Origin of the sequence: Microcoleus sp. N9_B4 (genome assembly GCF_036701635.1) — a bacterium.
In the GTDB taxonomy this organism is placed as follows: Bacteria; Cyanobacteriota; Cyanobacteriia; order Cyanobacteriales; family Microcoleaceae; genus Microcoleus.
Map to the genome: position 1 here is coordinate 32,551 of NZ_JAUBRC010000021.1, position 25,667 is coordinate 58,217.

Below are 25,667 nucleotides of genomic sequence, written 5' to 3' on the forward strand. Positions count from 1 at the left end.
CATGCAAGTAGAAAACATTGAAGATATTTACGAACTTTCGCCGATTCAGAAAGGCATTCTCTTTCATAGCTTATTCGCTCCGGAATTGGGACTGTATTTTTTCCAAATGCCCTTTTTGTTGCGGGGCAATCTCAACGTTGATGCTTTCTCTAGCGCTTGGCAGCAAGTAGCGAACCGGCACGCGAGTTTGCGGACAGGCTTTTTCTGGCAAGATATCAACAAACCGTTACAAGTTGTATATCAGCAAGTAACAGTTCCCTTAGAGCAATGCGACTGGCGGGGGCTAAATCCTGCGGAACAGGAGGAGCAATTAAATACTTTTCTGGATAGCGATCGCGCATTAGGGTTCGACCTTTCCCAAGAGTGTTTGATGCGCCTGACTTTGTTTCGCCTCGCTGACAACTGTTACCAATTTATTTGGAGTAGACATTTTATCGTGATGGATGGGTGGTCAATCCCCACGATACTCGCGGAAGTGCTTCAAATTTACGAGGCGATTTGTGAGGGGAAAAAGGTAAATTTAGCGCCCAGCATTCCCTACCGAGACTACATCGAATGGTTGCAAAAACAAGACGTAGCGAAAGCCCAGACGTACTGGCGGCAAGCGATCGGAGAATTGCGATCGCCTACTTCCCTCACCAATCTAGATGCTAGCAGCGCCTTCAATTCCGAGGAAAAATACGACGAACAGAGAATCTATTTATCCCCAGAAACTACAGCAGCGCTGCAATCTTTTTCGCGGCAGCACCAGCTTACATTGAGTACGATCTTTCAGGGAGCATGGGCGATGCTGCTCAGTTACTACAGCGGCGATCGCAAAGTCGTCTACGGATGTACGGTGGCGGGACGCCCAGTAGAATTACTACAAGACGAGCCGCTAATTGGGCTATTTGTTAACAGCTTGCCCGTATGGATCGAGGTAGCTTCTGACCAATTTCTGCTAGTTTGGCTGAAGCAGCTTCAAGAACAATTACTGGAAATGCGCCAGTACGAATGGAGTCCGCTAGTTGATATTCAAGGGTGGAGTCAAGTGCCGCGAAGCAGGCCTTTGTTCGAGAGTATCTTGGTGTATGAAAACGCGCCAGTGGATTCACTCTTGGAAAAATGGGAAGGCAATCTAGAAGTCTCAAACTCGACGATTTTCTCCAATGCGCCGAATTTTTACAAGACTAACTATCCCCTGACTGTTGCCGTGTATCCGGATCTAAAATTCTGCATCGGCATCAATTACGATTTCCGTCGCTTCGAGCTAGCCACAATTACTCACATTCTGGAGGATTTCGAGAGATTGATTCAGGGCATTTTGGCGCAACCAAACGCGCTCCTGAAGGACTTGCTGTTGCCGATCGATCGCGAGTATCCCATAACGTTAAGTCTGGAAAGAGAAGTAACGTTTAGTTTTGAATTGTCCGCCGCGTAACTAACAAATTAACTGGAGTGAGAAAGTTGCCATGCACCGCATCGCCCTACAAAAGCCAAGTCAGCAAGCAAATATTTTTGAAACTCGCGAGTCTAATGTCAGAAGCTATTGCCGAAATTTTCCCGATATATTCCATCGGGCAAAAGATTCTATCATATATTCCGAAACAGGAGCGGAATATATCGATTTTTTAGCAGGGGCAGGGGCGCTGAATTACGGGCACAACAATGACTATATCAAGCAGAAGGTAATAGCGTATCTGGCATCGGACGCGATCGCGCACGGATTAGATCTGCACACCTCAGCCAAAAAAGAATTTTTAGAAAAATTCTTTTCGTCTGTTTTAGAACCGAAAAAGCTGGATTATAAAGTTCAGTTTTGCGGCCCAACGGGAACGAATGCCGTGGAAGCGGCTTTGAAATTAGCCAGAAAAATCAAGAAAAGACCGGGCATTTTCTCATTCATGGGAGCCTATCACGGCATGACGTTAGGCAGTTTAGCTGCGACTGGCAATATTGCAGCGAGAGCGGGGGCCGGCGTGACTTTAAATAACGTCACTTTTATGCCCTATCCCTATGGGTTCATGGAAAATTTTAATACCATCGATTATATCGAAGCCGTCCTAAACGATGTCAATTCTGGAATCGAAAAACCAGCGGCAATTATTTTTGAAACTGTGCAAGCTGAAGGGGGAGTGATTGTCGCGCCCGTCGAGTGGATGCAACAACTCAGAGACTTGTGCTCACGCCACGACATTTTATTAATTTGCGACGACATTCAAGTGGGTTGCGGGCGGACAGGGCCATTCTTCTCCTTTGAAAGAGCTAATATCGTTCCCGATATGGTAATCCTTTCCAAATCGATCAGCGGTTACGGATTTCCGATGTCGCTTTTGTTGATTAAACCTGAGTGGGATATTTGGGAACCGGGCGAACATACGGGTACATTTCGAGGAAATCAACTCGCTTTCGTAGGAGCTGCCGCTGCTCTAGAGTATCGAGAAAATATCCGCCTTGAACCCGAAGTACAAGTTAAAGAGTTTTTATTAAAAAAATTCCTCGCCGAAGAAATCGCCCCCATCAGCGAAAAAATAGATATCCGAGGAATTGGTTTAATTTGGGGGATTGATTTCGTCAAGTTTGGCGGTGCAATTTTTGCTAAAAAAGTCACTTCCCGGTGTTTCGAGTTGGGATTAATCGTCGAAAGAGTTGGGAGAAATGATACCACGATCAAAATCTTGCCCCCGCTAACTATAGAATGGTCGATTTTGAAAAAAGGCTGCCTGATTCTGCAACAAGCCTTGTCCGATTGCTTGAATTCCTAATTGTCCTAAATTTTTCCAATTTTTAAAATGTGAGGAGACGATCGATGATAGCCGTAGCCAATCAAATCAAGCCGCTTACCCCCATTTCTGATAACTTGTTGTCTCAAAAAATTTATTGGTTAAACAAGCTATCCGGGGAACTGCCGGAGACAACTTTGATAGCCGATTATGTAAGACCTGTGCTAGATAGCGGCAAAGAGCGAGAGGTCGCATTTGAACTGTCGAGCGAACTGTCTGAAGCGATTTTTAAGTTGGCGAAAAAATCCGATTTGTCAATTTATCTAATTCTCCTCGCTACCGCTAAAATACTGCTCCACAAATATACGAGTAATAGGGATGTTATTGTCGGCTCGCCGATTTATAACCCAGAAAAAAGCGATCGCTTAATTAATCGAGTGGTGCCGCTGCGCTCCACTGTCACTCCTCAATTGACTTTTAAAGAGTTTCTGCTGCAAGTCAAAGATACTGCGATCGCGGCTTACAGCCACCAAAATTATCCGTTTGCTGAATTAGTGCGGTTGTTAAAACTTTCCGAAACTCAGAGCCGCTGTCCAATTTTTGAGGTAGCCGTCTTATGGGAAAACATTCACTCTGCAAACGATCTAGCGGAACTCGGCAATGATTTAACAATTGCTTTGAAGGTCGATGGCAATCGGATTGCCGGCAAAATTGAGTACAGCGACTTGCTTTTTAAAGATGAAACCATCAGAAGACTGACTGCACACTATGTCAATCTTTTGGAAAATGTCACAAACAACATTCACATTAAAATTGCGGATCAGAGTTTTTTAAGCCAATCTGAAATCCACCAGCTTTTAGAAACTTTTAACGACAATGCTAGAGATTATCCTGTCGATCGATCGATTCACGAGTTATTTGAAAGACAGGTCGAAAAAACGCCCGATCGCATAGCTGTTGTTTTTGAAGAAACTCAGTTAACTTATCGCGAACTGAACGCAAAAGCGAATCAACTAGCCAGATTTTTGCAGAGTTTAGGAGTCAAAAATCGACAACTGGTGGGAATTCTGCAACAACGGAGTCCGAATTTTCTCATCGCTATTCTCGCTATTTTAAAGGCGGGGGGAGTCTACGTTCCCATTGACAGCACTTATCCTCCTGAGAGAATTCGCTATATGCTTTCTCACAGCGAAGTGGAGATTCTCTTAACAGACGCTTCATTTTTAGAGAGTTTGCTAAGTCAGATCGAGTATTGCCCTCAGTTAAAATATTTGGCTTGTTTAGATGTCAAGCCGGAGGGCGCGACGATATCCGTCACTGAAGTTCAGATATGCGATCGCCACGATTTCGATAAACTACCCGCAGCCAATCTAGAAACTAGCAATCGCGGAACCGATCCAGCTTACGCGATTTATACCTCCGGTTCCACCGGATTGCCCAAGGCAGCTATTATCCGACACGGCGGCGCGATCAATCACATTTACGCCCAATTTGAGGCGCTGGGATTGACTGAAGAATTTACCTTTTTGCAAAGCGCTCCCGCTTCATCGGATATTTCGGTTTGGCAATTTTTAGCGCCTCTTTTAATTGGCGGAAAAACCGTAATTGCCGACGCGGAAACAATTTACAATCCAGAAAAATTGTTTGAGGTCATTCAAAAACACAAATTAACCCTCGTCGAACTCGTTCCCACCGTTGTCCGAGGATTGACAGACTATCTTTCAAAATTCTCGCCACAGCAACGAGCGTTACCCAATTTAAAATGGATGATGGTAACGGGAGAATCCGTCTCGGTAGAGTTGGCGAATCAGTGGTTGCGTTTGTATCCCTCGATCGGCGTTGTCAATGCTTATGGCCCTACAGAAGCGGCTGACGATATTACGCAGGCAATTATTGAAAAACCTTTGCCGGAAAATCAGCGATCGCTATCCATTGGCCAACCCCTCGCCAATTTAAATCTTTACATCCTCGACTCTCAGATGAAGTTAGTGCCCATCGGAGTGCCGGGAGAGATTTGCGTGTCGGGATTTGGCGTCGGCGAGGGCTATTGGAAAGATCAAAAGAATACTCAATTAAGCTTTGTTGAAAATCCCTTTCCAAATACGGCAAAACCGCTGCCAGGAATTGACAAAGATTTAATGTACAAAACCGGAGATTTAGGGCGGTGGCTTCCTGATGGAACGATCGAATTTCTAGGGCGCATCGATCGCCAGGTAAAAATTCGCGGTTTCCGCATCGAACTAGGAGAAATAGAGGCTGTATTGGAGCGACATCCAGCCGTGCGGGAGACGGCAGTTATCGTCAGGGAAGATAGCCCCGGCAACAAGCGCCTAGTCGCCTATATCGCTGGGCACAAGGCAGACAACAGTGCTTCAGAGTTTCAATTGTCGAGCCTGGCAGATGAGTTATGTGGCGATTTAAAACAAAAATTGCCGGAGTATATGGTGCCTTCAGCCTTCGTGCTGCTGGAGGCGCTGCCGCTTTTGCCGAATGGCAAGGTGGATCGCCGATCGCTGCCTGCACCGGAAAAAAGCGCGATCTCCGCGGTGCGATCGCCTGTGGAGGAAATGGTTGCTGGCATCTGGAGTGAAGTGTTAGGCATCGAGGGAATTGGCAGCGAGGATAACTTCTTTGAATTGGGAGGTCATTCCCTATTAGCTACTCAGGCGATCGCGCGCCTGCGAGAAGCGTTTAAAATTGAATTGCCCCTGCGCGTCTTATTTGAATCGCCAACAGTGGCAAGTTTGAGCGATCGCATTTCCCAAATCAGCAGCAGCGAGCAAAAACTAAAAGCACCCCCCATCGATCGCGCACCGCGAGGCCCAGAATTGCCCCTTTCTTTCGCCCAACAGCGGCTCTGGTTCGTCGATCGGTTGCAACCGGGCGATCCGGCTTACAATATCCCCGCAGCCGTGCGCTTGAAAGGTGCGATCGACCTGACAGCATTAGAGCGCAGTTTCCAAGCAGTTATCGATCGCCACGAAGCCTTGCGGACAACATTTGGCGCGGTGGAAGGGCGGCCCATTCAATTGATAATTCCCGAACCGACTTTCGCCCTCTCAGTTATAGATTTGCAGCACTGTCCTCAATCTCAGCGAGAAGCAGAAGCCATGCGACTCGCCGCCGAGGAAGCGCAACAACCTTTTGACTTAGCAAACTGGCCATTAATGCGAGTCACTTTGCTACAGTTAAACGACACAGAATTTATCTTATTGCTAACCATCCATCACATCGTTGCAGATGGCTGGTCTCTCGGGGTACTCGTGCGGGAAATGGCAACCCTCTACGAAGCTTTTTGCACTGGCAAACCCTCCCCACTTCGCGAACTTTCAATCCAATACGCCGATTATGCCGTGTGGCAGCGAAACTGGCTCTCTGGGGAAGTTTTAGAAGAAAAACTTTCCTATTGGAAGCAACACTTAGGCGATCGCTTACCAGTGCTGCAACTGCCTGCCAAACAACCGCGCGCCGCTGTTTCTACCTATCGCGCTGCCCTTCAACCTTTCCAGCTTTCCCCAAGCCTTTCGGCAGCGCTCAACAAGCTGAGTCGCCAACAAAATGTCACCCTATTTATGACGTTGCTAGCTGCTCTGGAAACGCTGCTATATCGATCGACAAATCAGGATGACATGGTAGTCGGCACCGACCTCGCCAACCGCACCCAATTGGAAACAGAGGCTCTGATTGGTTTCTTTGTCAATATCTTGCTTTTGCGCGGCGATCTCAGTGGCAATCCTACTTTCATTGAATTGCTCGATCGCGTGCGCGAAGTCACCTTAAAAGCCTACGCTCACCAGGATTTACCATTCGACAAATTGGTGGAGGAATTACGGCCCGATCGCAGCATGAATCAAACACCGCTCTTTCAAGTCTTATTCGTCATGCAAAATATGCCCATGCCTGCTTTAGAGCTAGGCGGGTTAACTTTGACTCCTTTAGAACTTGACAGCGGCATCGCCAAATTTGATTTAGTTCTCTTCGTGGGAGAAACCGAGCAAGGAATTGCAGGCACTTGGAAGTACAACACTGACCTTTTCGAGGCCGCCACCATCGAGCAAATGTCCAGCCGTTTTGAAACCTTACTCAACAGCATTGTGGCGGAGCCTGAGACTCGGTTAAATAACTTAGAAATTCTCACAGAAGTGGAAAAAGAACAACAAGCAATGCAAGAAGTCAAGCGCGAAAAGCTGAATTTTAGCAAGTTTAAGAGTGTTAAACCAAAAGTAGTCACTCTGCCAGACGGCGAGTTGATAAAAACCGAATTTCTCCAGCCTGGGGAACTATTCCCGCTAGTCATTAAACCCGCTGCCAGCGATGTCGATTTGATTGATTGGGCGAAAAACAACCGAACATTGATCGAGACTAAATTGCAGCAACACGGTGCAATTTTGTTTCGAGGCTTCACCGAGCCCTTAGTTTCTACTTTCGAGCAGTTTGCCTTGGGGATTTGTCCGCAACTGTTCGGCGAGTACGGAGATTTGCCGCGCGAAGGAATCGGCGGAAAAGTTTACGGTTCGACCCCTTATCCTGCCGACCAAACCATCTTCTTTCACAACGAAAGTTCGCACCTGCACCGCTGGCCCATGAAAATCTGGTTTTTCTGCGTTCAACCGGCGCAGTCAGGCGGCGAAACCCCGATCGTTGATTGTCGGAAAGTTTACCAGTTGCTCGACCCCAAACTCCGAGAAAAATTCGCCCAAAAGCAACTGATGTACGTCCGCAATTACACCGACGGACTCGATGTAAGCTGGCAAGAATTTTTCAAAACGGCGCATAAAACTGAGGTGGAACAATATTGCCGTCAAGCAGGCATAGAATTTGAGTGGAAAGACGGAAATAAGCTCAGAACTCGCAAGCTGCGTCGGGCGATCGCCAAGCACCCCAAAACTGGAGAGATGGTATTTTTTAACCAACTTCCTTTGCACCACATTTCCTGCTTAGATCCGGCCGTCCGCAACTCCTTATTATCTGTCTTTGGAGAAGGAAACCTGCCTCGCAATGTTTATTACGGCGACGGCACTCCCATTGAAGACTCGGTAATGGCAGAAATTCAGGCCGTCTATCAGCAGGCAACCGTTAGTTTCCCTTGGCAAGCTGGCGACATATTAATGTTAGATAATATGTTGGTGGCTCACAGCCGCAATCCATTTGTCGGGCCGCGCAAAATTGTGGTAGCGATGGGCGAAATGATCGGTGAAGCAGAGATTTAAAAGCTGACTTCTCTCCCGCCGGATTAGGCTTTAGGCGGCTCTGCTACGAAGTTATAATCCAGTAGTAGCCACTTCAACGCCTTTCCCATATTCTGTTTTAACTGAGATGTTGCACCCTTCTCAATTACTTGTTTAGGAACAGGCAAGATGCCTGTTCCACAAGAGATGAATTTTATTGTGGAACAGGCATCTTGCCTGTTCTTGACAATGGTGGAAGATGTGAGTTTTAACGGACTTGAGCTATAAGCTTTGGACTAAATTCCCAGGCGATCCTAAAACATAAAGCAATATAACCCATGCAAACAATTAATGGATTTCGGCTTTCTCCTCAACAAAAATATCTGTGGCTGTTGCAACAAGATAGTCCCGCTTATCGCGCCCAATGTGCGATTTTGATCGAGGGCAATCTCCAAACAAATGCCTTAAAAGAAGCGCTGCAAAAAGTCAGCGATCGCCACGAAATTCTGCGGACGAGCTTTCAGCGACGTTCTGGGATTAAATTTCCGATTCAAGTGATAAACGAGCGCAGCTTAGTTTCCTGGCAGAGTGTTAATCTTGAATGCTTGACACCGCCAGAACAAGCGGCTAAACTCCCTGAAATTTTTCAAAACGAAAAGCGCTCAGCTTTCAACTTTGAACAAAATCCAATTTGGCGCTTATCCTTAATTTCTCTATCAGCAAACAGGCACATTTTGGTTGTCAGCCTGCCTTCCCTGTGCGCCGATTCCCGCACCATCAAAAATCTAATTCGAGAAATTAGCCAGTGTTATGCAGCTTGCTTGCAAGGTGAGGAACTGGCCGACGAAGTGGTGCAATATGTCCAATATTCGGAATGGCAGAATGAATTGATTGAGGATGAAGAGGCGGCAGAGGGCAAAAAATATTGGACTGATCGGGATTACTCGGCCCTAGCTAGTTTAAAATTGCCTTTTGAAAATAAAAAACTCAGCGCGTCCGATCCATTTGAACCCAATTGTTTTGAGGTTAAAATAGAACTGAGTTTACTAGAAGAAATAGAAGCGATCGCCCGCCGCTACGAGACCTCAATATCTGCTTTCTTTCTAGCTTGCTGGAAAACCTTGCTCTGGCGGCGGTTGGGAAAGGCAGAAATCATTATGGGCACCGCCTTCGACAATCGCAAATATGAAGAATTAGAACCAGCACTCGGTCTATTTGCCAAGTTTTTACCGCTTCGCAGCCAACTGCAAGAAAATTTTACCTTTCAGGAAGTCTGGCAAGAAATTCAGCAATCCCAAAGCGAGGCTTATAAATGGCAGGAATATTTCAACCGGGAAGATATCAATGGAGCGGCGGGATTTCCATTTTGTTTTGAGTTTGAGGAACAACTAGAAAAGTATGCGGTGGCTGGCGTAGATTTTTCAATTTACCAGCAATATGTCTGCGGCGATCGCTTCAAAGTTAAACTCTCCTGCGTGCGCCGAGAGGATGCTCTCATCGCTGAGTTTCACTACGATCCGGTCTTGATAGGGGAACAAGCGATTCAATGTTTAGCAGAGCAATTCTACACCTTAATAAAAAGTGCAGCTAATTACCCAGAAACCGCTCTTGGCGAGTTGGAAATTCTGAGCGATCGCGCCCGCCACCAAGTCTTAGTTGAGTTCAACCAAACACAGAAAGATTACCCAAAAGACAAGTGCATTCACCAGCTATTTGAGCAACAAGTGAAGCGCGTACCCGATCGCCTTGCGGTTGTCTGTGAAAATCAGCAACTCACTTACCGGGAACTCAACGGCCGCGCCAACCAAATCGCTCATTACCTACAACAATTAGGAGTTAAATCCGAAGGATTAGTGGGAATTTGTGCTGAGCGATCTGTGGATGCGATTGCCGGAATGCTCGGCATTCTCAAAGCAGGCGGCGCGTACTTGCCACTCGATCCGGCAATGCCAAAAGAGCGCCTCGCCTTGATGTTGCAGGATGCCGGAGTGGCAGTGCTATTAACGCAACAACAGCTAATCGAAAACTTGCCAAAAACTCAGGCAAAAATCGTTTGCTTAGACGCAGAAATTCCCTCTGTCTCCCCCTCTCCCTCTCCTCCTCTCTCTCCTGAAAATTTAGCTTATGTCATTTATACTTCCGGTTCCAGTGGCACGCCAAAGGGAGTGGCAATTGAACACCGATCGCTCGTCAATTACCTCTACAGCATTCAGGAACAGCTAAACCTGCCATCAGGAGCCAGTTTCGCAACCGTTTCTACCTTGGCAGCCGACTTAGGAAATACAGTAATTTTTCCAGCTTTATGTATGGGAGGAAGCCTTCACATAATTTCCCAGGAACGCGCCACCGATCCAGAGGCGATCGCTGCTTACTTTCAGCAGCATTCCATTGACTGTCTCAAAATCGTTCCCTCCCATCTAAAAGCTTTATTAACTGCTTCTGATCCGGCGCAGGTTTTGCCGAAAAAGCGATTAATCCTTGGCGGCGAGGCATTAAGTTGGAATTTGCTCGAAACTATTCAGAAATACGCCCCAGACTGTTCAGTCTTCAACCATTACGGGCCAACAGAAGCAACCGTAGGCGTGCTGGCTTATCCCATCAAAGACCGAGAAAATTGCATTTCTGAGACAGTTCCTCTCGGTCGCCCTATCAATAACGCGCAGATTTATTTACTTGATTCGCACTTGCAGCCAGTTGCCATTGGCGTATCCGGCGAGTTATACATCGGCGGTGCTTCTTTAGCTCGCGGCTATCTAAACCAACCCCAATTAACCGAAGAAAGATTCATCATCAACCCCTTCGACGCCGAACCAGGAGCGCGTCTGTATAAAACCGGAGATTTGGCTCGGTATTTGTCGGACGGAAATATTGAGTTTTTAGGGCGCATCGACAGCCAAGTTAAACTGCGAGGGTTCCGCATTGAATTGGGGGAAATAGAAGCAGCGCTATCTCAACATTCCGCTGTGCGCGAAGCAGTAGTTTTGCTACTGGAAAATGAACCGGGGAATCAGCGCTTAGTGGCCTATGTTGTACCCGCGAGGGAATCAGCGATCGCTATTAACGATCTGCGGTCATTTTTAAAAGAAAAACTGCCCGACTACATGGTTCCTTCTGCTTTTGTCGTACTGAAAGCATTGCCCCTCACTGCTAATGGAAAAATAGACCGGCGGGCGCTGCCAGCGCCGGAGGCCGCGAAAGCCGATTTAGCAGATACTTTTGTCGCTCCTAGCACTCCCATTGAGAAAATGCTGGCTGAGATTTGGGCTGAGCTGCTAGGGCTGGAAAAAGTGGGAATTTATGACAATTTCTTTGATTTGGGGGGACATTCATTACTGATTACTCAGTTGCTAGCAAAGGTAAGAGATTCTTTCCAAAAAGAATTGCCGCTGCGCCGTTTCTTTGAAGCGCCTACCATCGCTGCTTTAGCAAAGAATATTGAGGTGAAACATGGGGCGGATTCTGGGGGCGATCGCACTGCAAGTTTCGATATTAACGCTGAAGTTGTTTTAGATCCGGCAATTCGCCCTGCAACTCCATTGAGCGAGGCAAAAACTGAGCCAGCTTGCATTCTTTTAACAGGGGCGACGGGCTTTTTGGGAGCCTTTTTACTCCGTGACCTCTTGCAAAAAACTCAAGCAGAAATTTATTGCCTAGTCCGTTCTGCCGATGCCGAATCAGCTAAAAAGCGGATTCAAAGCAGCCTCGAATCCTATTTAATTTGGGATGAAAGCAGCAGCGATCGCATTATCCCAATTGCTGGAGATTTGTCTCAACCACTTTTGGGGCTTTCCGAGGAGCAGTTCCGAGTTTTAGCCAGTAAAATTGATGTCATTTACCACAATGGCGCGTTTGTCAAGTTTACTTATCCCTACTCCGTTCTCAAACCCGCTAACGTTTTGGGGACGCAGGAAATTCTGAGATTGGCGAGTCAAAGTAAGCTAAAACCCGTCCATTTAATTTCTACGATTTCCGTTTTCTCTGAAATGGGAGAATCTGGGATTAAGGTGGTGCGAGAGGAGGATGAACTCACTCCGGGAGAGGGTCTAAAAGGCGCTTACACTCAGACTAAGTGGGTGGCAGAAAAGTTAGTAGAGGTCGCGCGCGATCGCGGAATTCCTGTTAGCATTTACAGGCCAGGTCGCATTTCTGGGGACAGCCAAACAGGGGCCTGCAATCCGAGCGATTTACTGTACAGGTTAATCGCTGGTTGCGTGCAACTTGGATGTGCGCCCGATGACGATAAGCTGATGAATGTAGCGCCTGTTGACTATGTGAGCCGAGCGATCGTTCATCTTTCGAGCCAAAAAGAATTGCTCGGAAAGACTTTTCATTTAGTCAACCCTCAGTCGTTTCAAATGAGTGAATTGCTTGGCTGGATTTGCTCAATGGGTTATCAAATCAAACGAGTTTCGTCTGAGGCTTGGCAAGCAGAAATAATCAATCGCGCTGGATATTCTCCCGAAAATGCGTTGTATCCGCTTGTCGGTCTTTTTTCCGAAAAAGTTTCGGAAACAGAAATGCCTAAATCTGCGACTCTAAAATTCGATTGCCAGAAGGCGTTGAAGGGACTTTCTGGAACAAATATTATCTGCCCGCAAGCGGATGCGAGTTTGTTTCGGACTTATTTTTCCTATCTCGTCGATCGCCAGTTAATCGAGGCTCCCAAACATCTGGTCTAAAAATGTAGAGGCGCGAGCGATCGCGTTTCTACCTCGCTCACTTTGAGGAGAATTTTAAATCAAGCATCACTTAGACTTGCGGAATTCCTGATTAGTTTATTTAAGAGAAGGCAAAACATTTTTATGTTAGGAAGTAGTAATGCGATCGCGATCGCAGGCAGAGCTACCGCAGAAGGAACGCGGCGTTACAGGGAACGGCACAACAAAAATTGTGCAGCCGATCACTTCCGAGAAACTGGTTCGCTCGTTGCCAGCTCGATTGGAATTGGCACTTATCTTGGCGAACCAGATGAGTATACTGACACTCTTGTGGCGGAAGCTGTAGTTGAATCGGTTCGGCGGGGTACCAACCTAATTGACTCAGCAATTAACTATCGCTACCAGTACGGAGAGCGGAGTGTAGGAAAAGGTATCCGCCGTCTCCTGGAATCGGGAGAGGCTTCAAGAGATGAACTAATTATCTGCACGAAAGGCGGGGTTGTTCCGCATCCAAATCCAAACCATGTAGAGTGGTTTTATCAGCAGTATGTCGAGCCAAACAACTCTACTATCAGCATGGCAGATTTGGCCCAGGAGCGTTACTGTATCCACCCAGAATACATTCAAGATCAGCTTAATTGGAGCCTTGCCAACCTCGGCATTGAGACAATCGATGTCTACTATCTTCACAATCCAGAAAAGCTACTTTCTCAAGTTGAACCCGATACTTTTTACAATCGGTTGCGAGAGGTTTTTGAGGTACTTGAAGGTGCAGTTTTAGCTGGAAAAATTGCTAATTACGGTGTGGCAACTTGGAATGCTTTTCGCGTACTTCCAACTGAAAAAAACTATATCGATTTGGCGCGTGCGAAGTCCATTGCTCGGGAAGTAGCTGGGAACAAAGAGGATGGGTTTCGGTTTATTCAGCTTCCTTTGAATATGGGGATGCCGGAAGCTGTGCTAACCCCAAGTCAAACAATCAAAGGAGAACAAGTCTCAGTATTGGAAGCTGCCGATCGCTTAGGCATTTCCGCGATCGCCAGTATGTCGCTGTGTCAAGCGCAGGTTATGGGTCAGATCCCAGAAAAGATCGCTTCTGCCTTTGGCGAAAGCTTGCGAACAGACTGCCAGCGGGCGCTTCAATATACCCGGAGCGCCCCTGGCCTCCTGAGTGCCCTTGTAGGGATGAAAGCGCCAAAACATATAGAAGAGAACCTAGCCCTTGCTGCTGTCCCGCGGCTTGGGAGAGTAAGCTTTCAGGAACTTACTGATTCAATTGTTGAAGTGTTAAACGGAAATTGAAGTTCGCCTTGCCGGAAAACGGCTGAACTTAAAATCTTGAATGGCATTATGGAATAGTTTCAGTTAATGTTTATGGTTCTTCCGTACTTAGTGTCCTAAAATTGGATATTATTGTAACATTTTAGCCCACTAAGTACGCAAGCTTCCTGATTACTGACTAAATCAATCATTAATAAATTCACCTTCACAGATAATCGAGTCTCGGTTCTCCAAATCTTCTTGATTCCAGACCGCGTTTAATGCTGCGGAACTTAAGGAAGTTGACATCGTATTTAATGTTGTGTTGTAGTATTCGGCAGCATTATTAAGTTCTACCTGTGGCGCTTCCTTGAAGTATGAATTAATATCCGGCGTGCACCGCTGAGCTTGGTAGTATACATAAGCTTCAGCATTAATGCACATTACGTGGTAAAAGTCCTTATTTGCTGCCGTAACATCTCCAAGTTTATACAGCGCTAAACCCCGGTTGAGATAAGCTTTAACATAGTTCGGATCGAGTTTAACTGCTTGGTCAAAGTCTTCAATTGCAAGCTGCATTTGTTTTAATTTATAGCGAACGCAACCTCTGTTATAATAGGCATAAACATTTTGTGGATCGATGGCGAGTGCAATATTGTAATCGGCCATCGCCTGCGTATTGTCTCCTAATTGGTGGTAACAGAGACCTCGATTTATGTATGCTTTGATATATTTAGGATTCAACCGCAGCGTTTCGTTAAAGTTTTCCGTTGCTGCCTCTTTTTCCCCCAAAAGGTAGTAAGCGCGCCCCCGGTTGTAATAGGTTTTATAATTGTGGGAATTGATAGATAGAGCTCGATTGTAGTCTTCTATTGCTTCTTCGTAATTTCCTAAATTAGCAAGTACAAGTCCCCGGTTGTTGTAGATAGCGTGGCTGTTAGGCTTATTTGCTAAAGCGCAGTTGAGATCTTCAATGGCTTTTTCGTATTCTCCGAGATGACGCCAAGCATTGCCTCGATTCAAGTAAGCCTCGAAGAAATTAGGATTGATATCTAGGGCTTGGCTGAGGTCTGCGATCGCTTTTTGGTAGTCTTTCATGTAATAGTAAACCAAGCCGCGATTGTTGTAGGCTTTGGCATCGGCGGGATTGACTTGCAGTATCTGATCGAAGTCCTCAAGTGCCGATTCATAGTTTCCTTTCTTGGCGCTGTGCAAACCACGCTTGTAAAATTGTTTGAGGTTCATAGGTCAACTTTCAGGAGTGCTTGATTCTGGGGGTTGATTCCTTTGCTGTCAGTTTTGAGTTGAACAACTGTTAATCTGTTGAAAGAGCATCCACCTGCGGTCAGAGTAACTCTTAAATGATTCCCGGCAATCTACCCTAAACAGGATTTTTGGTTTATTTTAACAGTAGTTAAATCCTGTTGAAAGGCTGTGTACGTCGGCTGGATTTACTTATTAGTCAGTTCGATTGTTTACCCGACGATCGACTAGACCTCAAAAGTCTAGTTTTACTTGGTGCTGTGTGTCTCTTGATGCGGGGGCGATCGGCGCGATCGCCAAATTAAGTTTGAGACCGCTATTCAGTATAAATTGTTGCCAGCAGTCCTACCGAGTAAACTCTATATTTTTTTGACAAACTTAGTCCCATTATTTGCTGCAGTACGTCTCTACAAACTTTTGTTGCCTAATTCCCAATTACCTATTGATTTCCTCTTCCACATAAACAGTCAATTTCTCTAAATCTGGAAGTTCAATCAATTCTTGTTCCTTTTCCTTAACCGACACGGGCATCATCACAGGTTTACGGTGTTCGATCCAGCAACTCGCTAGCGGTAAAGTTTGTTCCAAATCTTCCAAAGGCCTCGGAATTACCATAACCGCGTTCAACTCGCCAATTCGCTCAGCTTCGTACATCCCGGCTTCTACGGCTACTGCTACATCTGCAACTGCACCGCGAATAATTGCCGTGCACAAACCGGCGCCAATTTTCTCGTAAGCTGCCAAGTGTACGTCTGCGGATTTGAGCATAGCATCGCAAGCACCGACCATTGCCGGAAATCCCCGCGTTTCGAGCAAACCGATCGCCTGATTGCTAAGGCGAGAATAATTACCACTTTCGGAAAGTTCAGTCAGCCGAAAGCCGATCGGCAAAACCACTTCCAAATTAGCCAAAGGTCTAGCAATCACCAACTTAGAAACAAACTGCCCGAACTGTTCGGCAGTTTGAGCTCCAGCTTCCACAGCCAAACGCACATCCGAAATTCTGCCCCGGACGATCGCGGTACAGTGACCGGAACCAATTTTTTCGTATCCTACTAAAATCACTCCTGCCGACTTCAGCATCATGTCAGCAGTCCCCACAATTGCCGGAAAACTCTTGGTGGATACCAAACCCAAAGCAGTGTCTTTGAAGTATTCCTGGCGCTGCGATCGCTCTTCGTGACTGTTACGATCTGTTTGTCCGTCCATCTTCTATTACCCTTAGAAACTTCCCAAAATAAAAATTTGTTGATAGTTTATAGTTTCTCAGATGAGAAGACAGACTGCACGAGCTACAAGACACAGATTGCTGCGGCAACGCCTTACCAATTGCTGAGCTACCAATAATAATATGAGATTACCTATTTATATTTGATCTTCCTGCCTTCAGCATAGCTGTCTTTTGCCGAAATGACGGCTACCCGGAACCGCCCGATAGAGTTTGGCCGTTTTCCTCCGATCGATTAAAAGCTTGCCGGTGCGGAAACAGCGTCCCCAACAGCCGATTGATGTGAGCTTGACCGTAGAGAATAGTCGGCGTGTCCCCTGGTTGGGGAGGCTCTGCGGTGGTGGATTCCGGCGGGGCTGGGGCAGTCTCCGGCTCCGTTTGAGGCGGTGTTTGAACGGGTTGTGGCGGCTCGATCGGCTCGATCGGCTCGATCGGCTCGATCGGCTCGATCGGTCGATCGACTGGTGGCGTAGTGGCTTCGGGGGTTTCTGGTGATGTTGGCGCTGCTGTTGGCGCTGTTGCGGTTGCTTGTGCGGCGACTTGGCGGCTGGTATCTCCCATTAGAGAACCTGCTGGCATAATTTGCATTTTGTCGATACAAGGATTGATTAGGGTCGTCCCCGCACCAATACAGGCATTTTCCCCGATCGTTCCCGCACCTACCACCAGCACCCCTGCACCCAGAATAACGCCCGCCGCGATTTCCAGAGTACCTTCACGGGCGTGAAGGATAACTCCCATACCGATACAGGCACCGGCGGCGATCGTGATCCGGCTTCCGGGATCTGCTTGCAGGATTACTCCAGGGGCGATCGCCGCACCCTCATTCACAACTACATCGCCACTCATCAAAATCTGAGAGTTGCTACTTAATTGCAGTGGCGATAAATACATTCAACTTCACCATGAAAAGAGCTAGTTTTTTCGATAAAACGACTTTAAATTATGGGTTTTTTCGACTGATAAATTTAACCATGTCAATCTAAGAAACGATAATTTACTAATACTGAGAATCTTGATGCTTTAACGTTTTATAGAAACTTTCAGAAGATTCTAGATTTTGACCAACATTTCTCATTCGAGCTTTTTAACTATCTCAAATCCAACTTAAATCCGCTGGGGTTTCTCCCGTTAGCCCCAGTGCGAGGGCTTAACGGAAGAAACAAGCTAATTACCAGGGAAATTAAGGACGCTGGATAATTTCTTCGAGCACCCGGCGCTTCGCCTTAGAGTCGATACCCAGCAAGCGGACGTACTCGCCGCTGTGTTCTTTGAGACAGCTTTCGAGGGCGGAAATCACTTCGGATTCGCGGTTGGATGAGATGGGGGCGCAACTGCTCCAAGAACCGGTGCGGAAACGGCGCGCGTCGGCGTGTTCCGTGCCAATTTTGTAGCCTTGGGAAAGCAGGTTGCGGATTTGGTCGATCGTCTTGCCGGTCAAACTTCCGCTGCTGGCCGAACCAGTCGAAGCTGCTTTGTATCCCGAGGTTGCTGCAGGCTTAGCCGATTGAGCAACCGGGCCGTCGGGACGCTGAATAATTTCTTCAACTATGCGTCGCTTAGCTTTCGGGTCAATCCCGATCAAGCGCACGTACTCGCCTGGGTACTGATTCATCACAGCTTCCAAAGCAGCGATCGCCTCAGATTCGTTTCTCACTTGCAGCGAAGCCCCGCTTTGCCAAGAACTTGTGCGGAAGCGGCGCGCGTCGGCGTGTTCCGTGCCAATTTTGTAGCCTTGAGCTAGCAAGCCGCGAACCTGAGTCACTGTTTCGGCACTCAATTTTCCGCTTGACACGGAACCGCTATTGTGGTATGAAGCTTGTTGTGCAACTTTACCGTTAGATTGGTGAGTTTTCGCACCGTTAGAACCGTTAGAGCCGTTGTCTCCCGGTCTTTGGACGATTTCTTCTAGTACGCGGCGCTTGGCTTTGGTGTCAATCCCGATCAAGCGGACGTATTCTCCTTGGTGTTCAGCCATGCAAGCTGACAAAGCCGCGATTACTTCAGAGTCGCGCTTTGAGGAAATCGGGCCGCAAGTGCGCCAAGAACCGGTCCGGAAGCGGCGTGCGTCGGCGTGTTCGGCTCCCACACTGTATCCTTGAGCTAGTAAATTGCGGATGCTATCGGCAAGAGTTGAACTCAATTGGGTGCCGGCATGGGTAGAATATTTGGTTTGAGTCATATTTGGGTTTTTAGTTTGCTCGTTGCGAATTGGTGCTAGACAGGCGATGTTCTCAGCGCAGCGATAACCCGTTCTCAGAGCGTCATTGATGCCGATGACATGGGTCGCAAATTGAATGTCAGAATCTTGAACGTCAGGCAAGCGATCGGCTTGCTTCTGATTAGTGATGATGGCTCCCGAAGGTACGTACTTACCTTCGGGAATCTCCACATCTTTAATTAGTACGTGCATCATGACAATGCAGCCGTTGCCCACTCTGGCATTGAACACCGTAGAGCGAAAGCCTATAAAGCAGTTGTCGCCCACGTAGGCCGGGCCGTGAATTAAACTCATGTGGGTGAGGGAAGTATTTTTCCCCACCCACACAGAATAGGATTTGTCGTCGTCTCCTGTGACTCGGCCTTGTTCTAGGCCGTGAATCACTACTCCGTCTTGAATGTTGCTTCCTTGTCCGATATAAAAAGGAGTGCCTTCATCGGCGCGGATAGATGTCCCGGGGGCAATCATCACATTAGAACCGATATGCACATCCCCAATAATGTTAGAAAAGGAATGTACGAAGGCGGTGTCGTGAATTTTGGGCTCAGCCAAGTTTTTCGACCAAGGCGTCGGGGGAGCCGCAACGTTGCGGACTGCCATAAATTAAGTTCTCCTAAGCTGAAAAATCTTTTTGTTAGTTGTTAGTTGTTAGTTGTTAGTTGTTAGTTGTTAGTTGTTAGTTATTTTTCCACTAACTGCTAACTGCTAACGGTTGCAACTAGCCGTACGGGTCGTCTTTTTTACTGTAAATGAGGCGGTTTTCTACATTGACAGTATCTATAATGCCTACTACTAGAGCATCGATCGGACGGTTTTCACTTCCGGGCGCGATCCGGGCTGCGCTGCCTCGGGTTACTAAAACCCATTCATCTATACCTGCGCCCACACAGTCAGCGGCTACCTCATAGCCGGGAACTGGCGAACCTTCCTCATCGATGAATTGCAGCAGTAGAAATTTCGATCCTCTCAGCGTCGGCTCTTTTTGGGTACTGACAACTGTGCCGAGAACTTTGGCCATTTGCATTTTAGGTAATAGGTAATAGGTAATTGGTAATTGTCATTTTTACAGGGTCACTTGTCTTTTTTTTATTAGTTTTGCTCAGTCCGCTGTCCGCCGTTTAGAGTTATTCGTCTAGTAACTAATGACTAATGACTCATAACTAATGACTAATGACTCATGACTAATGACTCATGACTAATGACTCATGACTAATGACTCATGACTAATGACTAATAACCAATATCCCATGCCCACCTCAATTAAAAATTAAAAATGCTAAATCAAAAACATCGCGATTTTTAATTTTTAATTACCAAACGCCCCTAACAGCCGTGAAGCGAAGCTATCCCGTAGGGAATCGCCTATCTTATGATCTGTTGAGGGGGCGAATGCCACTGACGCCTTCGCGGAACTGTTCTACAGCTTCGGTGTAGCGAATCGGCAGCACGTACTCTAAGTTTTCGTGAGGGCGGGCGATAATGTGGGTGGACATCACTTGTCCGCCGTTAACGCGCTTCACTGACTCTACTCCGGCTGCGACAGAAGCTTGCACTTCCGAGACATCTCCTCTTACAATGACCGTAACCCGAGCGCTACCGATTTTTTCGTAGCCTACCAAGGTGACGCGGGCTGCTTTGACCATCGCGTCAGCAGCTTCTACAACTGCGGGGAAGCCTAGGGTTTCGATCATGCCAACTGCAATTGCCATTGGTTTTACTCCTGATTGAATATTGGGGGAACTAAACTGTTAATTTTTGACGATCGCACAAATTTTCGTTGAACGAAATTTTTGTGCGCTAAGAACTTAGTAGCCTCGGAACTGTTCTACTGCTTCTGTATATCGAATCGGCAGAACGTATTCTAGGTTTTCGTGGGGGCGAGCGATGATGTGGGTAGAGACGACTTCTCCGCCGTTCACACGCTTGACGGATTCCACTCCTGCTGCGACTGAGGCTTGGACTTCCGACACGTTGCCGCGCACAATTACGGTGACGCGGGCACTGCCGATTTTTTCATAGCCCACGAGGGTAACGCGGGCAGCTTTGACCATAGCATCGGCAGCTTCCACAACAGCGGGAAAACCTTTTGTCTCAATCATTCCCACGGCAATTGACATTTTTGAATCTCCTGTGAGGACTAGCGGAATTACCGTTACAAATCTTTGAGAAATCTAAAAATTTGGACGGGGAGGCCCACATTTTTTAGTAAGGCAGTGTAAAGCTTCCTATCCTATAAGAATAGGGGAAGCTGTCCACCTTGACAATATAAACTAACATCATAATGTTTAATAACAAAAATTAAATTTTTTTATGTTACTTAAAATTATTTAATATTTATTTAATAATCTTAATATTTAGAGGAATAGATGTCGAGAGCGAGGGGGGATTAAAGTAAGTAAGAATACTCATCAAGTAGAGTTCGGTATGCGAAGCCGGAGCTGATCGCTGGCGGGAAACTAGGGGATTTCAAAATGGGGATCGCAGGGAAATCGGCAAAAAAGGCAGTCTTTGCCCATCGGCAGGCATTTTTTTCTTTGACTGCCTCCTCTGCTCAGCCTATAATTTTGTGTTGAGATAATTATCAGTTTTGATGCTTTCATGTATAGTTAATCTGGACTGCAAATTATTTTGCCACAACTATACGATCGGGTTTAGTCAAAGTTTTAGGGTCTCGCGCGATCGCCCGCGACTGTTTTTGTATAAAAGCAGCCAGTAATTTCAAGTTTAAGGCATAAATTAAATGACTCAATTTCTCCTCCAAGCCTGTTGGTGGGTACCTTTATATGGCTTAATAGGCGCAATTTTAACTTTGCCGTGGTCTACCGGCACCATTCGCAGAACAGGCCCAAGACCTGCAGCTTACTTCAATTTGCTGATGACGGTGGTGGCTTTCATACACGGCTCAGTTATTTTTACAGCGACTTGGGATCAACCACCCCAACAGTTGCTCGTGCACTGGGTGCAAGCAGCCGATTTAGATTTGTCTTTTGCAATAGAAATCTCCACGGTCAGCGTCGGAGCAATGGAGTTAGTTAGTGTTCTGAGTTTGCTAGCACAAATTTACGCTCTTGGCTACATGGAAAAAGACTGGGCGCTAGCTCGATTTTTTGGGCTGCTGGGTTTTTTTGAAGCGGCAATTAGCGGCATTGCCATTAGCGACTCGCTGCTTCTAACTTACGCTTTGTTGGAAATGCTGACGCTTTCAACTTACTTGCTAGTCGGGTTTTGGTACGCTCAACCGCTGGTAGTAACAGCCGCTAGAGATGCGTTTTTAACCAAGCGTGTAGGAGACGTGCCACTGCTGATGGGAGTAGTGACGCTTTCAACTTTAGCGGGAAGTTTGAATTTTTCCGATTTGGAAAAATGGGCGGAAACTGCAACTTTGTCTCCCCTAGTAGCGACTCTTTTAGGTTTGGCTTTAATCTCCGCACCTACGGCCAAGTGCGCTCAATTTCCCTTCCATTTGTGGCTCGACGAGGCGATGGAAGGGCCCAACCCGGCTTCGATTATGAGGAATACGGTAGTTGTGGGCGCTGGGGCTTATGTTTTGATTAAACTTCAGCCTGTTTTAGCGCTGTCGCCCGTGACAGATGCGGTGCTGGTGGTGTTGGGTGCGGTGACGGCTGTTGGCGCTTCCTTGGTGGCGATCGCCCAAATCGACCTCAAAAGAGCACTATCGCATTCTACCAGCGCTTCTTTGGGTTTGGTGTTTATCGCCGTGGGGCTAAATCAAGTTGACATTGCTTTGCTGTTGCTGTTCGCCCACTCGATCGCCAAGGGCCTATTATTCATGAGCGTAGGGTCAATTATTACCACAACTAACACTCAAAATTTAACAGAAATGGGTGGGTTGTGGTCAAAGATGCCGGCCACGACTACGGCTTATTTAGTAGGCGCTGCGGGGATGGTAGCCCTGTTGCCTCTGGGCAACTTTTGGGCGATGCGGCGCTGGCTCAACGGTTTTTGGACGGTGCCTTTGTGGCTGGTAATAGTGCTGCTTTTAGTTAACGGTTTGACAGCGCTAAATTTAACTCGCATATTCGGTTTAGTCTTTGTGGGAAAACCGCAGCCGAAAACTCGCAGAACTCCAGAAGTTGGTTGGCCGATGGCTTTGCCGATGGTAATTTTGACAGTGATGGGGCTATTGGTGCCTTGGATGTTGCAGCAGTGGCAACTGTTAATTAGTTGGACTGGCCCTTGGGCGGAAACGGGAGATTTTGATGCTTTAAATTTGCTTTTGAAGACGCTGGATACGCCGCTGTTGTTGTTATCTGGGTTGATTGGCGTTGCAGTTGGGGTGGCGATTTATTGGTACGGGGTTTTACCTCGACCGGTACGGCTGCCGGTGCCGGCGTTGCAGGATTTGTTTGCTTACGATTTTTATATCGATCGAGTTTACCGCTTGACTGTCGTTTGGGCTGTGGCTTTTATTTCTAAAATCAGCGCTTGGACTGATAGGTATGTGGTGGATGGGGCGGTGAATTTGTTCGGTTTTGCCACAATTTTCAGCGGTGAAGGGTTGAAGTACAGCGGCACCGGTCAGTCGCAGTTTTATGTGTTGACTATTGTGGGGGGGGTTGCGGTGTTGCTGGCGTTGATTATTTGGCAGTTTTAAACCGCAGTGGTTGGCAGATGAATTTTTCGGGGTTTGTCTGCTTTTTGTCTGATGTTATTTAATTTTAAACCGCAGATGAACGCAGATGAACGCAGATGATTTTTTTCTGGGTTTGTCTGCTTTTTTATCTAATTTTATTCAAACTCGATCGGCCACAATTCGGTCACTGGAACTTCCCAACCGGGCAAAAGTTCGGGAATTGAAATCATGTCGCCGTCTCTCAATACCACGGGCTCGGCTGTCGGAGTGTAAATTGTTATTGTGCGCTTGTCTGGGTCGATTAATATTCCTACTTTGGCTCCGAGTTCGATGAATGATAAAATTTTTTCTCGGAGGGGTTTGAGGCGATCGGACTGAGATTTGATTTCTACAACTAAGTCGGGAACAAGTTCGGCAAAATACCTTTTACTTTGTTTGAGGCGATCTGCTGTCACAAAAGAAACATCGGGAGCTCTGAGATCGGAATTGGGGAGGATAAACCCGCCGCTAGATTCAAATACTCGTCCGAGTTTGCGAGGTTTGACCCAGTTCCCCAAAAGTCTGCCAAACTCTGCCCCAATTTCGCTCGATACAATGTCTGATGGGCCCATAATGATAATCTTCCCGTCTACCAGTTCTAATTGGTAGTCGAGATGTGCTTCGCAGAGTATACCTTGCAGTTGTTCCAAGTCGGCAACGGTGAGGCGGGTGGAAGGAGAACCGGATTTAATTTGCAAATCTTCTCGATCTGTAAGACTTGAGGTCATAGGAGGATTCCAGAGACATTTGAATCTATGTTAACAAGAAAATCAGCCGATCGCTTTTATATGTAGTTGCTTTGCGTTAATGTTAAATATAGCTCTAAATACTGTGTAACAAAGGAAAGTTTTAATTGATGCTCAGTGCTTTAATCTGGATACCTATGTTGGCGGCTGCCCTGATTGGGCTCTGGCCTGGTTCAGTGAGTTCTAAAATAGTTCGGAATGTCGCGATCGCCATTGCGGGTATAACTTTTATTCTCTCGGTGATTTTGGCAGTTCAGTTTGATGCCAGTACCAGTCAGTTGCAGTTTTCGGAATTTATTCCTTGGATAGATGTTTTGGGATTGAATTACAATCTCGGTGTTGATGGTTTGGCTCTGCCTTTGGTAATTTTAAATACTCTACTGACAGGAATAGCTATTTACGCTACGGATGAGTCGATCCGCCGACCTCGACTTTATTATTCTTTGATTCTGTTAATTACCGGCGGCGTAACAGGGGCTTTTTTATCTCAAAATTTGCTGCTGTTTTTCCTGTTTTTTGAGGTAGAATTGATTCCGCTTTACCTGTTAATTGCGATTTGGGGAGGCGAGCGCCGGGGTTATGCTGCTACTAAGTTTTTAATCTATACTGCATTTTCGGGAATTGTGCTGCTGGCTGCTTTCTTGGGTACTGGTTGGCTTAGCGGTGCTTCGAGTTTCGATATGGTTGGTGCAGCGGGCGCATCGCATTTGCAAGGAGGATTGCCATTGCCTTTGGTAAGGCAAATTGTTTTGCTGGCAGGGGTGTTGCTGGCTTTTGGTATTAAGATGCCTTTGGTGCCTTTTCATACTTGGCTGCCGGATGCTCACGTAGAAGCTTCGACGCCGGTTTCGGTGCTGCTGGCGGGGGTGCTTTTGAAGCTAGGAACTTATGGGATGCTGCGCTTTGGTTTAGGTTTGTTTCCCGATGCGTGGGCGGTGGCGGCACCTTGGTTGGCGAGTTGGGCGGTGGTGAGTGTGCTTTACGGCGCGAGTTGTGCGATCGCCCAAAAAGATATGAAAAAAATTGTAGCTTACAGTTCGATCGCTCACATGGGCTACATTTTGTTAGCTAGCGCCGCAGCTACTCCGATTAGTATGCTGGGAACTGTTTTGCAAATGGTTAGCCACGGTTTAATTTCGGGGTTGCTATTTTTGAGTGTCGGCATTGTTTACAAAAAATCCGGCACCCGCAACATCGATGTGCTCAAAGGTTTATTCAATCCAGATCGCGGTTTGCCGATGATTGGCAGTTTAATGATCCTCGGCGTGATGGCAAGTGCCGGCATTCCGGGTTTGGCTGGATTTATTGCTGAATTTTTGATATTTCGGGGCAGTTTGCCAGTGTTTCCCGTGCAAACTTTGCTCTGCATGATCGGCACTGGTTTAACTTCAGTTTACTTTTTAATTATGGTCAACCGTGCCTTTTTCGGCCGCCTTTCGGATGTAGTGGTAAATTTGCCGCAAGTCCGCTGGCGCGATCGCATCCCTTCGCTGATTTTAGCAGTAATTATCGCCATCATGGGAGTGCAACCGGGAGTTTTAATTGGTTTAAGCGAGAAAACTGCGATCGGAATGGTAGCCAATGTGCCACCGCAAGTTAAAGTGATTGCTCAAAACTTGAAATAAAATATGACCTAGGTTCGTAGTGAGGACTTTAGTCCTATGGCAGTTTTCAATCCCATGAAATACAGCAGACGGCTGTAGAGACACGGCAGTGCCGTGTCCCTACCTATTCCATTCATCAGTGTATCCGTGTTCAAATCCGTGTCGTGCCTTCCTTCAATTAAGG

The 25,667-nt window shown here is 46.8% G+C and carries 16 protein-coding genes; 7 read left to right on the forward strand and 9 right to left on the reverse strand.

Annotation, left to right across the window (positions count from 1 at the left end; genetic code table 11):
• Nucleotide 1: 1 nt before the first annotated feature.
• The 5 genes from QUA43_RS15585 (at nt 2) to QUA43_RS15605 (ending at nt 13,830) form a co-directional block, all read left to right on the forward strand.
• Nucleotides 2-1,420: a condensation domain-containing protein gene (locus QUA43_RS15585; RefSeq protein WP_333375085.1), complete on the forward strand. Its 1,419-nt coding sequence runs from the start codon at nt 2-4 to the stop codon at nt 1,418-1,420.
• 31 nt (nt 1,421-1,451) lie between these two features.
• Nucleotides 1,452-2,744, forward strand: a complete 1,293-nt coding sequence (ectB, locus tag QUA43_RS15590) for a diaminobutyrate--2-oxoglutarate transaminase (RefSeq protein ID WP_333375087.1) — start codon at nt 1,452-1,454, stop codon at nt 2,742-2,744.
• A 44-nt stretch (nt 2,745-2,788) separates the two neighbouring features.
• Nucleotides 2,789-7,912, forward strand: coding sequence for an amino acid adenylation domain-containing protein (locus QUA43_RS15595; RefSeq protein WP_333375089.1), 5,124 nt, complete (start codon nt 2,789-2,791; stop codon nt 7,910-7,912).
• 296 nt (nt 7,913-8,208) lie between these two features.
• Nucleotides 8,209-12,549, forward strand: a complete 4,341-nt coding sequence (locus tag QUA43_RS15600) for an amino acid adenylation domain-containing protein (protein ID WP_333375091.1) — start codon at nt 8,209-8,211, stop codon at nt 12,547-12,549.
• A 123-nt stretch (nt 12,550-12,672) separates the two neighbouring features.
• Entirely contained in the window at nt 12,673-13,830 is a 1,158-nt protein-coding gene (locus tag QUA43_RS15605) for an aldo/keto reductase (RefSeq protein ID WP_333375092.1), read from the forward strand.
• A gap of 162 nt (nt 13,831-13,992) precedes the next feature.
• Here QUA43_RS15605 and QUA43_RS15610 read toward each other — a convergent pair whose 3' ends face one another.
• The 8 genes from QUA43_RS15610 to QUA43_RS15645 all read right to left on the reverse strand — a co-directional run bounded on the left by QUA43_RS15610 (nt 13,993) and on the right by QUA43_RS15645 (nt 21,249).
• Nucleotides 13,993-15,033 carry a tetratricopeptide repeat protein gene (locus QUA43_RS15610; protein ID WP_333375094.1) on the reverse strand — a complete coding sequence of 347 codons (1,041 nt, stop codon included), beginning with the start codon at nt 15,031-15,033 and terminating at the stop codon, nt 13,993-13,995.
• A 453-nt stretch (nt 15,034-15,486) separates the two neighbouring features.
• A complete protein-coding gene (locus QUA43_RS15615; protein ID WP_333375096.1) occupies nt 15,487-16,260 on the reverse strand; it encodes a BMC domain-containing protein in 774 nt (257 codons plus the stop codon).
• Between the two features lie 208 nt (nt 16,261-16,468).
• Nucleotides 16,469-17,173 carry a carbon dioxide concentrating mechanism protein gene (locus QUA43_RS15620; protein ID WP_333375098.1) on the reverse strand — a complete coding sequence of 235 codons (705 nt, stop codon included), beginning with the start codon at nt 17,171-17,173 and terminating at the stop codon, nt 16,469-16,471.
• Nucleotides 17,174-17,462: 289 nt separating this feature from the next.
• On the reverse strand, nt 17,463-19,100 hold the full coding sequence (locus QUA43_RS15625; RefSeq protein ID WP_333375100.1) for a ribulose bisphosphate carboxylase small subunit: 1,638 nt from the start codon (nt 19,098-19,100) through the stop codon (nt 17,463-17,465).
• A gap of 118 nt (nt 19,101-19,218) precedes the next feature.
• Entirely contained in the window at nt 19,219-19,524 is a 306-nt protein-coding gene (locus QUA43_RS15630; RefSeq protein ID WP_006635057.1) for a EutN/CcmL family microcompartment protein, read from the reverse strand.
• Nucleotides 19,525-19,867: 343 nt separating this feature from the next.
• On the reverse strand, nt 19,868-20,209 hold the full coding sequence (locus tag QUA43_RS15635; RefSeq protein ID WP_006635058.1) for a carbon dioxide-concentrating mechanism protein CcmK: 342 nt from the start codon (nt 20,207-20,209) through the stop codon (nt 19,868-19,870).
• A 96-nt stretch (nt 20,210-20,305) separates the two neighbouring features.
• Nucleotides 20,306-20,617 carry a carbon dioxide-concentrating mechanism protein CcmK gene (locus tag QUA43_RS15640; protein WP_006635059.1) on the reverse strand — a complete coding sequence of 104 codons (312 nt, stop codon included), beginning with the start codon at nt 20,615-20,617 and terminating at the stop codon, nt 20,306-20,308.
• A gap of 506 nt (nt 20,618-21,123) precedes the next feature.
• Nucleotides 21,124-21,249, reverse strand: coding sequence for a hypothetical protein (locus tag QUA43_RS15645; RefSeq protein ID WP_333375102.1), 126 nt, complete (start codon nt 21,247-21,249; stop codon nt 21,124-21,126).
• On the opposite strand from QUA43_RS15645, the gene QUA43_RS15650 reads away from it, so the two are divergent.
• The gene (locus QUA43_RS15650) at nt 21,241-23,115 is read left to right on the forward strand and encodes an NAD(P)H-quinone oxidoreductase subunit F (protein ID WP_333375104.1); all 1,875 of its coding nucleotides are present in this window, start codon (nt 21,241-21,243) and stop codon (nt 23,113-23,115) included. The two genes, QUA43_RS15645 and QUA43_RS15650, sit on opposite strands and share 9 nt — an antisense overlap.
• 134 nt (nt 23,116-23,249) lie before the next feature.
• On the opposite strand, the gene QUA43_RS15655 is transcribed toward QUA43_RS15650, so the two are convergent.
• Nucleotides 23,250-23,861 (reverse strand): Uma2 family endonuclease, encoded by a 612-nt coding sequence (locus QUA43_RS15655; RefSeq protein ID WP_333375105.1) that lies wholly within the window; start codon nt 23,859-23,861, stop codon nt 23,250-23,252.
• A gap of 128 nt (nt 23,862-23,989) precedes the next feature.
• Between QUA43_RS15655 and QUA43_RS15660 the strand changes: the two genes are divergently transcribed.
• Nucleotides 23,990-25,504, forward strand: coding sequence for an NADH-quinone oxidoreductase subunit M (locus tag QUA43_RS15660; RefSeq protein WP_333375106.1), 1,515 nt, complete (start codon nt 23,990-23,992; stop codon nt 25,502-25,504).
• The last annotated feature ends 163 nt before the right edge of the window (nt 25,505-25,667 follow it).